Source organism: Candidatus Binatia bacterium, assembly GCA_023150935.1.
GTDB lineage: Bacteria > Desulfobacterota > Binatia > HRBIN30 > HRBIN30 > JAKLJW01.
In genome coordinates, this window is the sequence record JAKLJW010000004.1 from 43056 (window position 1) to 55391 (window position 12336).

The window sequence follows — 12336 nt, forward strand, 5'->3', positions numbered from 1 at the left end:
CGGTCGGAAGGCCGTGAGAACGCGGTTTGCGGCCCGCCCGTATCGAGTTCTCGCCATAATATCGGAAGGCTGCTAAGCAAGGGTCGATGATCACCGGTGCGCAGATTCGGACGGGATTTCTCGATTTCTTCCGCGCCCGCGGGCACGAGGTGGTGCGCGGCTCGTCGCTGCTCCCGGACAAGGACCCGACGTTGCTGTTTACCAACGCCGGTATGGTGCAATTCAAGGACGTCTTCCTCGGCCTCGAGGCCCGCGCCATCCCCCGCGCCGCGAGTGCCCAGCGCTGCTTGCGACTGAGCGGAAAACACAATGACCTCGAAGAGGTGGGTCGCGACACCTACCACCACACGCTGTTCGAGATGCTCGGCAACTGGTCGTTCGGGGACTATTACAAGCGAGAGGCCATAGCCTGGGCCTGGGAGTTGCTCACCAAGGAGTGGCAGCTCCCGAAAGACCGCCTCTACGCCACCGTGTTTACCACGGACGACGAGGCCGAACGCTGGTGGCAGCGCGAGACGGACATCGGGCACGACCGCATCCTGCGGTTTGGCGAGAAGGACAACTTCTGGGAGATGGGCGACACGGGGCCGTGCGGGCCGTGTTCGGAGGTCCACATCGATCGTGGCGCGGCGGCCTGCGACCGTCAGCACGTCGCCGGCCACCGCTGTTGGGTCAACGGCGGCTGCGCGCGCTACATCGAGCTCTGGAACCTCGTCTTCATCCAATACAACCGCACCGCCTCGGGCGCATTGGACGAGCTGCAAGCGAAGCACGTCGACACCGGCGCCGGCCTCGAACGACTTGCGGCCGTCCTGCAGGGCGTACCGTCGAACTACGATACCGACCTGTTCCGCACTCTCATTCGGCACACCGAGGAACTGGCCCGGCGCCGCTACGGCGAGGACCTGCGCGCCGACGTCGCCTTTCGGGTCATTGCCGACCACTCGCGCGCCCTCAGTTTCATGATCGCCGACGGCGTGGTCCCGAGCAACGACGGGCGCGGTTACGTCCTGCGCCGCATCCTGCGCCGCGCCGCCAGACACGCCCGCGACCTGGGCTTTACCGAGCCCGTCCTGTGGCGGGTCACCGAGGCAGTCGTCGATTCGATGGGTGCGGCGTATCCCGAGGTCGTCGAGCGCCGGGATCACATCGAGGGGGTCATCCGCAGCGAGGAGGAGCGCTTCGCCGAAACCCTGGAGAAGGGGCTCTCCCTGCTGGCGCACGAGCGTGAACGGCTCAGTCGGCGCGGCGTGCACGAACTACCCGGAGAGGTCGCCTTCAAGCTCTACGACACCTACGGCTTTCCGCTCGATATGACGCAGGACATTCTCCGCGAGGAGGGCTACGGGGTCGACGTCGCCGGTTTCGATGCCGCTATGGACGAGCAGCGCCGGCGCGCCCGCGATGCCCGGAAGGCGGGTGCCGAGGTCGGCGTGGCGCACAGCGGCAACGCCTCGCGTTTCGTCGGCGACGGCGCGGTCGAGCACGAGTCCGAGGTCCTTGCGCTCTTCTACGACGGCACCGAGGCGACCGAGGTGCGCGATGGCGACGCGGTTCAGGTCGTCGTTGCCGAGACTCCTTTCTACGGCGAATCGGGCGGTCAGGTCGGTGACGTCGGGTGGATCGAGGCGGCGGACGGGGCGATCATCGACGTGACCGACACGCAAAAGCCCCGCGCCGACCTGACCGTACATCTCGGTGTCGTACGGCGCGGTGTCTTCCGCGCCGGACAGCGGGTGCGGCTGCGCATCGACGCCGAGCGGCGCAATGCGGCGCGCCTGAACCACTCGGCTACGCACATTTTGCACGCTGTCCTGCGCGATCGCCTGGGTACGCAGGTGCGCCAGGCGGGTTCCCTGGTGGCGCCGGACCGTCTGCGATTCGACTTCACCCACACCCACAGCGTCGACGCGGCCGCGCTGACCGCCATCGAGGACGAGACCAACGCTTACATCCGCGCCAACGCCGAGGTCAGCACGGAGGAGATGTCTTACGACGACGCCATCCGCGGCGGTGCTCTGGCGTTTTTCGGGGACAAGTACGGGGACCGTGTGCGCGTGGTGCGCATGGGCGACTTCTCCATCGAGCTGTGCGGCGGGACGCACGTGCGCCGCACCGGGGACATCGGTGTATTCAAGTTGCGTGGCGAGTCGAGCGTTGCCGCCGGCGTACGCCGCATCGAAGCGACGACGGGGATCGGCGCGCTGGCGGCGATCCGCGAACGCGAACTGACGCTGCGCCAGCTTGGCGAGCTGGTGAAGGGCAGCGAAACCGAGGTGGCCGAGAAGGTCGAGCGGTTGCTTGCCCAGCAGCGTGAGCTCGAGCGCCAGCTCCAGCAGTTGCGGGTGCAGCTCGCCGGCTCGCAGAGCGACGACCTGCTCAGTCAGGCGTTCGTGGGCAAGAACGGCATTCGCGTCGTCACCGGGCAGGTCGACGGCGCCGATGCGCAACGGCTCCTCGAGATGGCCGACACGCTGCGCCGGAAGCTCGGCAGCGGAGTTGTCGTTCTCGCCGGCGGCGCCGACGACAGGGTCAGTCTGCTCGCCGCCGTCACCAAGGATCTCGCCAAGCAGGTCCACGCCGGTCAATTGATCGGCAAGCTGGCCCCCATAGTCGGCGGACGCGGCGGCGGCCGGCCGGAGCTGGCGCAGGCGGGCGGTAAGGATGCCGCCAAGATCCCCGCCGTTCTGCAGGCGGCGCGCGAGCTGCTGGCGTGATACGGGAGCCAATACTGCGTTGGTAATCGCCCACCACAGTCCCGCCGGCCGCGAGCTCCAGTTCGACGACGCGCGGTTGCTGCACGCCCTCCTGGGCAACAACGACGAACACCTCAAAGCGATCGAGCGCGTCCTCGGGGTGCGCATCGGTACGGCGGGCCACACGCTGCTCGTCAGCGGCGACGAAGTCGAGGCCGAGCTGGCCGCGCGTACTCTGACCCAGCTCTACGGCCTGCTCGAGAACGGTTACCCCGTCTATCCCAGCGACGTCGACTATGCGATCCGCATCCTGAGCCGCGACCGCGCCGCCAACCTGCGCGACATCTTTCTCGACACCATCTACATCTCCGCCCATAAGCGCGTGATCACGCCGAAGAGCGGCGCGCAGAAAGCGTATATCGAGGCCATCCGCAATTTCGACATCGTCTTCGGCATCGGCCCCGCCGGCACCGGCAAGACCTACCTGGCCATGGCGATGGCCGTGGCGGAACTGATGCGCAACAACTTCGCGCGCATGATCCTCACCCGCCCCGCGGTCGAGGCGGGCGAAAAGCTCGGCTTCCTCCCCGGCGACCTGGCCGAGAAGGTCAATCCGTACCTGCGACCGCTCTATGACGCTCTGCACGACATGGTCGACTTCGACCGGGCTCAAAAGATGCTGGAACGCGGCGCCATCGAGGTGGCGCCGCTGGCATTCATGCGCGGTCGTACCCTGAACGACTCGTTCGTCATCCTCGACGAGGCGCAGAACACGACCGGGGAGCAGATGAAGATGTTTCTCACCCGGCTCGGCTACGGATCGAAAGCGGTGATCACCGGCGACGTGACGCAGATCGACCTGCCCGCCGGCAAGCCCTCGGGTCTCAAGGAAGCCCAGGTGGTCCTCGCCGATGTGCCCGGTATCCGCTTCTGCGAGTTCAGCGAGCGCGACGTGGTCCGCCATCGGCTGGTGCAGGACATCATCACCGCCTACGACCGCTTCGAAGGTCGCCGCGAGGCGCGGCGGACCGGCAACGATCCCGGGCCCGAGTCGTCGACGTGAAGGGGCGCGGCGGGGGTCGATTCCATGCCGGTCAGTGTCCACCGCCGTTGCGGCAGCGCCGCCATTGCGGCCGCGGTGCGCGCCGATACGCGCCGGCTCGTCCGCCTGCTTGGCGAGGCCGAGGCGGAACTCACCGTCAGCCTGGTCGGCGACGCGGCGATTCGGGCGCTTAACCGAGAGTATCGCCACGCCGATCGGCCGACGGACGTGCTGGCCTTCGCGATGCGCGAAGGCGAGCGAGTCGCCGGCGACGATCCGGTTCTTGGCGACGTGGTGATTTCGCTCGAGACGGCAGCGCGGCAGGCGCAACGGCGGCGCGTGTCGCTCGCTCGCGAGCTACGGACCCTGCTTGTCCACGGAGTGCTGCACCTGCTGGGTTACGATCACGAGAGATCGGCCGCCGAGGCCCGGCGCATGCGGGCGGCCGAACGCCGGACGATGGCTGCGCTGGAGGCGAGTCAGTCCCTTGCGCCGCCGCGGCGAGGCCGCAAGAATACAGCCCGGGAGGAATCATGACCGAGACATCGATTGCCGATCGCATCGCATCCGCCACCGCCCGTCTGGAGACGCTCGGGAGGTATCTTTGACGTCCCGACCCGTGAGCGGCGGATCGCCGAGTTGGATGCCCGCGCGGCAGCCCCCGAGTTCTGGAACGACGCCGAAAAGGCCCAGGCGGTTCTGAAGGAGCGTGCCGATCTTGCCGCCCCGATCGCGGCATGGCGAAAACTCGGCAACGACGTCGACGACGCCAGGGTGTTCGCCGAGTTGGGTGCCGAAGGCGATGCGGAGGCCGAGGCGGAAGCGGGTGCGAAGTTGAGCGAGATCGAGAAGGCCCTCGATCGGCTCGAGCTGGAACGGAAGCTGGGGGGCGAACACGATCCCGGCAGCGCGATCGTCACCCTGCACCCGGGGGCGGGCGGAACCGAGGCGCAGGACTGGGCGGAGATGCTGCTCCGCATGTACATGCGCTGGGCGGAACGGCGTGGCTACAAGGTGGAACTCGTGGACCAGGCCCCCGGCGAAGGCGCCGGCATCAAGTACGCCACGATCACGGTCGAGGGGCCGTACGCGTACGGTTACTTGAAAGCGGAGGCCGGCATCCATCGACTGGTGCGGATCTCTCCCTTCGACGCCAATGCGCGCCGCCACACGTCGTTTGCGTCGGTCTTCGTTTACCCGGAAATCGACGACGAAGTGGTGGTGGAGATCAACGAGGCGGACCTGCGGGTCGACACCTACCGGGCCAGTGGCGCCGGCGGCCAACACGTCAACAAGACGGATTCGGCTGTGCGACTGACGCACCTGCCCACCGGAATCGTGGTGGCCTGTCAGAACGAGCGCTCTCAGCACAAGAACAAGTCGATGGCGATGAAGATCCTGCGGGCGCGCCTCTACGAATTGGAGCAGCAGAAACAACGCGACAAAATGGCCGAACTCGACAAGTCCAAAAAAGACATTGCCTTCGGCAGCCAGATTCGCTCGTACGTGCTGCACCCGTACCGGCTGGTGAAGGATCACCGCACCAGCGTTGAGGTCGGCAACGCGGACGGGGTGCTCGACGGCGATCTGGACACGTTTATCGAGGCGTACCTGCAGGCCGCCGCCAACTGACCGGTCAGCCGTCGTCGGTAGGCCCCGCACCTTTCGCCTTTTGCTCGCTTTCTGGTCGCCGACAGGTTAAGAGCCGGGGTGGGGGCAGAGGAGGCTGGTGTGCGGCAGAAGCTTTACGAATACCTGCGCGAGCGGCCCGGTGGTGCGTCGTCGCGTGAGCTCATCGATCTGGTATTCTCGCAGCCGACTGCCGACCCGGAACTCGGTAACCGGGTCTTGCAGCAGTTGCTCGGCGACGATCCGCGCTTCGTCTGGCAGCCGGAGGAGCGGACCTGGATTGCGCGGGTCAACACGGCGCTCGCCCGTCCGCTGGCGGAGACGACTTTCGTCGTGGTGGATATCGAAACGACCGGCCTCGGGGCCAGTGCGACGGGAATCATCGAGATCGGGGCAGCCCGGGTGCGCGACGGGCGTATCGTCGAGACGTTCGAGCAGTTGATAAATCCGCGCACCCGGCTGCCGCCGTTTATCAGCCGCCTGACCGGCATAACCGACGACCTGCTCGCAGCGGCGCCGCCGATCGACGTGGTGTGGCCGCAGTTCCGGGCCTTTCTCGGTACGGACGTCGTCGTCGCGCACAACGCGGCTTTCGACCTCGGATTCCTGAACGCTGCCGCGACGGTTTTCGACGGCGGCCCTCTGCCGCATCCGCACCTGTGTACGCTCAGGCTGGCGCGGCGACTGCTGCCCGCTCTGCGCCGGCGCGGTCTCGACGCGTTGGCGGCTTATTTTGCGATCCCGCAGGCGGATCGGCATCGCGCTCTCGGCGATGTGCGGATTACCGTCGAGGTATTCTTCCATCTGCTCGAACGGCTCGCGGGGAGGGGCGTCACGCTGCTGAATCAGGCGATCGATCTGCAGGGTCAGGCGCGTGACGGCCGGCCGTTCGTGTGCGCTTTGCCGCGGGTGCGGGTCGACCAACTCCCGGCGGCCCCCGGGATGTACCGGCTGCTCGGGGAGAAGGGTGAACTGCTTTACATCGGCAAGGCCGGCAACCTGCGCGAGCGCGTCCGCAGTTACTTGAGTAATGCGCGCGGGCACAGCAATAAGACGCTGGCGCTGATTCGTCACACCCACGACGTGCGTGTGACGGTAACCGGCTCCGAGCTCGAGGCCGCGCTCGAAGAGGCGGCGGCCATCCGGCGCGAGCAGCCGCCGTACAACCGGCTCGGCAAACACCTGCCGCGTATTGCTTTCGTGAAGCTGTCGCTGACCGGTGCCTACCCCCGTCTCTCGATCGTCCGCCGTCTCAGCCGGGGCCGGGCTCGCTTTATCGGTCCGTTTCGCGGGCGCGAGGAAGCCGAGCGCGTCAGCGCCTTACTGGGCCGGTTGTTTCGCCTGCGGACGTGTGCGGAGAGATTGCGGCCGGACGCCGAGGCGAGCCCGTGCTTCCACGGTCAGGTGGGGGCGTGCACGGCGCCGTGCGCCGGTCGCGTCGAGGCGGAGGCGTATGCGGAGCAGGTGAGCGCATGCCAGCGCTTCCTCGACGGCGACACGACCTGGGCCGAGCGGGAGTTGGTGCGACGGCGGGACGCGTTTGCTGCCGAGTGCGCTTACGAGGCAGCCGGCCGAGCGCAGCGCGACATCGAGCTGTTGGAAAGGTTGGCGCGGCGTTGTCGGGTGCTGGGGTGGGTTGTCGAGCGGCAGAATTTCCTCGTGCTGCAGCCGGTAGCGGACCGGCGGTCTGTATGCGCGTACGTTGTCGTGGGGGGAAGGTTGGTCGGCCGGGAGCGGTTGCAGGACCCCGCGCATCTTGGAGGTCTGATCGCGCGATGCATGCCGGGCGATGCGGCGGCGCGCCCGCGTGGCCCGTCTGCGGAAGACGTCGACGGGACGACGATCCTGGCGGCGTGGTTGCGCAATCGGGGAGAACGCGACGGGTGCGTGTTCGAGATCGATGGTGCGACGCGGCCTGCCGATCGGCTTCCCGAGTGGCAGGCCGCGTGCGCCGCCTTACTGGCGCCGGCTGCTGACGATCGCGATTGCCCGTCGGCGGAGACCAAGGGCAACGGGCAATGCGGCGAGCAGCCAGGCGCCATTGCTGTCGCTGCCGGTATCGGCGATTGAGCACCCGCCACTGCGCGTCGACGTAATCGTCGTTCCACCGACCTTCGTCGGGGTCGGCTGTGGGATGAGCGTCGGCGTCGGCGTCCGCGGCGGCAGGCAGCGGTACTTCTCGGTCGTCGCATCGAACCGGCATTCCAGGCCGCTCTGGCAGTCGGTGTTCTTCGAACACTCGGCGTTGGAACCCGAAGGGGCGGCGCAGCGACCCTCCTTGCCGGTTATGTCGCAGCGCTGCCCTTGCGGACAGGTGGCGGACTGGCAGCAGACGCTCTCGGGATTACAGAACAGACCGCCCGCACACGGACTGGCCTCGCTTGGATTGCAGCTCTGGCCACCGGTCGGTTTCGGGGCGCTGCACTGGCCTTCGCGGCCTTCGATGTTGCACGCCTGGCCTTCCGGGCAGGAGCGGGCGGCGCAGCAGAAGCCATCGGTGCAGAAGTCGGACTGGCAGTCGGAGTCGTCGAGGCAGAACTGCCCGTTGGCGAGCGGCGTCGGCGTCGGCGTGCGGGTCGCCGTGAGAGTCGGCGTCGGGGTTCGGGGCGCCGCGCAGACGGGCGGGGTGCCGGGTTGGCAGTTGCCTGACAGGCAGTCGCCGTCGGTGCGGCACTCCTGGCCGTCGGGGCGCAGGGCCGAGCAGCTCCCCAGTGCGCCGAAGATGTTGCAGGCCTGGCCTTGCGGGCAACTTGCCGACGCGCAGCAGACCCCATCGACGCAGGCTCCGGAGACGCACTGAGTTCCCGAACTGCACTGGGCTCCAATCGGCTGCGGTGTCGGCGTCGATGTGGGCGTTGCCGTCGGGGTAGGGGTTGCCGATGCCGGGGGTATGTTCGCGCATCCACCGGCGCTGCCGGGCACGTTGCAAGACTGACCGAGAGGGCACGAGTTCACGCCGCAGCAGGCACCGTCGACGCAGAAACCGGAGTCGCACTGCGACGGGCTGGTGCAGGCGTTACCGATGGGCTGGGGTCCGATGCATACGCCTTCCGACCCCGGGATGTCGCAGCGCGCTCCGAAAGGACAGATCTCCGAGGCGCAACAGACGCCGTCGACGCAATTGCTCGACGCGCACTGGTCGGGGGTCGCGCAATGCGTCCCGTTCGGGGCCGGCGGGCCGCAACTGCCGGTGTTGCAGTACTGTCCGGCCGGGCAGGTGGCCGACCCGCAGCAGAAGCCGCCGACGCAGTTGTCCGAGGCACACTGATTTCCAGCCGTGCAGGCGTTACCGTTGCCGAGCGGAACCGCGCAGGTGCCCTCGCTACCCGGAATATTGCAGAACTGGCCTGCGGGGCATTGGCTGGCGTTGCAGCAGACCCCGTCGAGGCAGAGCGTCGATTCGCACTGGGTGCCGAGGTTACACGGCAGGCCGAGATTGCGCTTTACCGGAGGCAGACTGTGAACGACACGGACCGTACGATCGCCTTCCTCGGCGACGGCAAGGTCCGGGATAAGGTCGCCGTTGAAGTCCGCCGCAACGATGCCCTTTGGCCGCGTGCCCACGGAGGCCTGCGTCGCAAAGCTGAAGGTGCCGTCTCCGTTCCCGGCATAAGCGAGCAGCAGTCCCGCGGTCGGGCTCGATCCGGTTTGGGCAATCGTGTGAACCGAAACGGCGAAGTCGGCAAATCCATCCTGGTCGAAGTCCCCGGCCGCTATCCCGTTCGGCTGGCAGAAGATCGCGATCCCACCGATACTCGACGGACAACTCACCTTCACCGGCATCATGGTCGAAAACAAAGGATCGGTAGACCCCGGTGCCGGATTGTTATTCAACAACACGGATACGTCGAAGTTGTTGGTCCGCGGCGAAATACCGCCGTTGAGCACCAGAACATCGAGTGCCTGGTCGCGGTTGACGTCGGCCAGGACCAGGGTGCGCGTGCGGACGCCAACCGTGAACGGTCGCGGCGAGGAGAAGGCGCCTGTTCCGGAGCTGAACAGCACCGACACGCTCTCGGCGCCGCTTGCCCCGGTGTTGAGCGTTACGAGGTCATCGTTGCCATCTCGGTTGATGTCGCCCGCAACCACGCGTTGCGGCCGGTCGCCGGCCTGGGAGGCCGACGGGGACGAGAAGCCAAGTTGTCCGCCGAAATTGAGGAAAACGCCGACGCTGTCGCTATTGATGTCGGCCGTGGCGACGTCGTTGCCTTTCCCATTCGGACGATCGAAGTCGCCGATGGCAAGGTCCACCGGGCGACGTCCGGACGTCTTCCCAAGCTGGGCGGCCTTTTTGAACGTCCCGTTGAGCTCCGAATAGAGCACATAGACACTGCCGCCCGCGAAGTTGGTGACGATTGCAATATCGGGACGACCGTCGTTGTTGAGGTCTCCGGCCTGCACTTGTTCGAGGCCACGAGCGACGTCGAAATCGGAAATCGTCTTGAACGTGCCCTGGGCGTCGCCGAAGAGCACCGTCACCTTGTTCGATCCGGGGTTCAGCGCGACCGCGTCGGCGAGGCGGTCGCCGTTGAAGTCGGCCGCAGTGATGTACGTTGGACGCCGGGGTACTTGGACCGCCTGTCCCGGAACGAGCGTGATCTGTGCGAGTGCGGAGCCGCCGCTTGAAATGATGACCGACCACAGCAGCACCGCAGGCAACAGTTTTCTCATGTAACCTCTCCTCGACCGAGTGCAGCCCGTTATTCTAGTCGCGTTGTGCGCGAAGGTGACGGCATGTCGACGGTCCACTCTCCATCGGCCGCACCCACTTTTTCAAGCGAAAAGCGCAGGCTGCCGGTTTGAAATTAGCGCTGCGGCAAGCCGCATGGCATCGGCCGGCAGGTCCCCGGCACACCCGGCGGCGGCCGAAGTCCGGGAGTTCGGGAATCGAGAAGCCGCTAAAGAGTGCGGAATAAGACGGATCGAGGAGTCGAAGACTTGCGGAGTCTAAGAGCGGGCACCGGAGGCCGGGGGTGAACCAGCCAATATCTCCAGCCGTTCACCCCCCTCAATTTCTGGACGGCTCGGGGCGGGCGTTGCGACTCCCGGCCTTCCCGTAGCGTCGCTCAGGCTGGCTAGCGACGCACCCAGGCCTCGCCACTACGTTCGAGCACCAGCGACTCGGTGAACGTCGAGTTTCCGAACGTCAGGGTCATCTCGGTCTGCTCGCCGGTTGCCCCGCCCAGCGCCGCGGCGCTGGCGCGGACGGTGATGCTCGCGGCGTTACCGCGCAGCCAGCGAAACGTCACCCGCCCCCGCGCATCGTTCGTGCTGCTGGAAAGGGTGCCGCTGTAAGAGGGCAGACTGCTCGCGCTGCGGCGCCACGAACGCGCATTCATGGCGCCCCGGTAGAGCGCTCCGGTACTGTCGCGCACTTCGATGCCAAGCGATTGCCGCCCCGGATCGAAGGCGCTACCGGCCGGGAAGTACACTTGCGCCGTTACCGCCAGACCCTGGGCATCAGTCCAGATCGTGAACGAACGTACGCGTATAGGATCGCAGGCGTCGCCACGCCCATCGTTGTCCGCGTCCACCTGCTCGGGGTTGACCGCGTCCGGGCAGTTGTCGTCGCCGTCCGCAACGCCGTCGCCGTCTCCATCGCTCGGCGCGGCGGCGGGATACAGGGTCCGGAGCCCCGCGATGTCGTCGGCGCGCACCGCGGCGCCGCGGCCGTCGAAGTGGGCGAGGTAGTACATGGTTGCGTCCTTGAGCACGGGATCGGCCTCGCGGCCATTCTCGGACGAATGGCCGAGGCCAACGGTGTGCCCCAATTCGTGGGTCAGGACCTCGGCGAGGTTCGTTGCCGTCCAGAAACCGCAGCCGCCGAAGCCGTCGTTGACCGTTAGATCGCCTTCCGCAATGCGCTGCATCGGATAGGGGACGCCCGGCACGTCGGTCGTGGCGCTGCTGGTGCAATAGCCGCCGATGGCCAGAATGCCGCCGCAGTTGCTCGGCGCGCCGATCTCCCCAAAGGGATCGTTGAACTGGATGGTGCTGGCGCCGTCGCAGGCCTGAAAGCGCGCCGGCACCGCCGGGCCGGCGTCAACCAGCCGGAGGCTCGTCTCGGCATGGCTCAGCGCCGCCATGGCGCGACTTACCGCGAGTAACGATGCGTTTCTTCCGATGCCCGCGTCGCCATTCGGATCGACGCGATAAGCGACCGGCAACCCGGCGTCCGGTTCCGCCCAGCGCGCCGCCGGCGGGCCTAGGAAGGTGAAGGCAGCGCTACCCGTGTTCGGGAGCGATTCGTCAGGCAGCGCCGGCGCCGTGTCGTTCGCAGGTGCGATGGCCGCCAGGGCCCGCAACTCGTCGAGGAACTCGGCCAGCGGACGTTGATCGACGGCTGCTGCGGCCGTCAGGACCCCACGCCGGGCATCGTAGGTCAGAGCGGCGGCGCCCGCTTCACCGCCGAGCTGACGCCGAGCGACGTCGCCACTCGCGCTCCGCACGATGCTGTACTTCCCCATGGCCATGGCGTTTGTCGCCAGTCGACCGTCGGGGCGCCGGCGCAGAAATACGAGCACGCGTTCGCCGACGAAGAAATGCGCGGCGCCGAATACAACGCGCCGCCTCCCGGCCGCCTCGCCGCCGGGCTCGACGAAAACGATTTCCTCGCGTACCGGCCCCTTGACCTGCGTGTCGACGCGCAGCGCGATTGTCGTGTGGAGCCGATCCGGAGAGTCGGCGCCGGTTGCAATCGCGCTGACTGTGCCGACCGCGACCACGGCCGAGGTGGCAACCAGAGCATCGTCTGACATGACCACGAAGGTTGTTGCGCGCGCCGTCTCGTGGTGAACTGCCAGCACGAGACTGCCAGCGAGCGCGGCACCGATGAGTTCTTGCGCGACGCACTTCATGCCTCCGCAGAAGTGCAACGCGGATGCCACGCCGTTCGGCCATGCCTTCGCCCCATCAAGCAACAGACGACGGTCGACTCAACGCGGCATGCGGCTGCCAATCGCGCCGCCG

7 protein-coding genes are annotated in these 12336 nt (G+C 67.1%); 5 read left to right on the top strand and 2 right to left on the bottom strand.

Going from position 1 to position 12336, the window contains the following annotated elements; all coding sequences use genetic code 11:
- Positions 1-89 precede the first annotated feature (89 nt).
- The 5 genes from alaS (at position 90) to L6Q96_04355 (ending at position 7437) form a co-directional block, all read left to right on the top strand.
- A complete protein-coding gene (gene alaS / locus L6Q96_04335; GenBank protein MCK6553800.1) occupies positions 90-2717 on the top strand; it encodes an alanine--tRNA ligase in 2628 nt (875 codons plus the stop codon).
- A gap of 19 nt (positions 2718-2736) precedes the next feature.
- Positions 2737-3759, top strand: a complete 1023-nt coding sequence (locus L6Q96_04340) for a PhoH family protein (protein MCK6553801.1) — start codon at positions 2737-2739, stop codon at positions 3757-3759.
- A 24-nt stretch (positions 3760-3783) separates the two neighbouring features.
- Positions 3784-4275 (top strand): rRNA maturation RNase YbeY, encoded by a 492-nt coding sequence (gene ybeY / locus L6Q96_04345; GenBank protein ID MCK6553802.1) that lies wholly within the window; start codon positions 3784-3786, stop codon positions 4273-4275.
- A protein-coding gene (gene prfB, locus L6Q96_04350; protein ID MCK6553803.1) for a peptide chain release factor 2 occupies positions 4272-5370 on the top strand; the annotation gives its coding sequence in 2 pieces (ribosomal slippage) (positions 4272-4343 and positions 4345-5370; 1098 coding nt in all). Before ybeY ends, prfB begins: the two co-directional genes overlap by 4 nt.
- Before the next feature lie 99 nt (positions 5371-5469).
- Complete coding sequence (locus L6Q96_04355) at positions 5470-7437, top strand: hypothetical protein (GenBank protein MCK6553804.1); 1968 nt, start codon at positions 5470-5472, stop codon at positions 7435-7437.
- Here the strand turns inward: L6Q96_04355 and L6Q96_04360 are convergent.
- Together L6Q96_04360 and L6Q96_04365 are read right to left on the bottom strand one after the other, a co-directional pair.
- Entirely contained in the window at positions 7324-10038 is a 2715-nt protein-coding gene (locus L6Q96_04360; protein MCK6553805.1) for an FG-GAP-like repeat-containing protein, read from the bottom strand. The genes L6Q96_04355 and L6Q96_04360 overlap by 114 nt on opposite strands.
- 404 nt (positions 10039-10442) lie before the next feature.
- Entirely contained in the window at positions 10443-12254 is a 1812-nt protein-coding gene (locus L6Q96_04365; GenBank protein ID MCK6553806.1) for a matrixin family metalloprotease, read from the bottom strand.
- Positions 12255-12336 lie beyond the last annotated feature (82 nt).

Bases quoted from the DNA above. Each gene is read 5' to 3' on its own strand.
- ybeY (MCK6553802.1), top strand. From the start codon at position 3,784: ATGCCGGTCAGTGTCCACCGCCGTTGCGGCAGCGCCGCCATTGCGGCC.
- L6Q96_04360 (MCK6553805.1), bottom strand. From the start codon at position 10,038: ATGAGAAAACTGTTGCCTGCGGTGCTGCTGTGGTCGGTCATCATTTCA.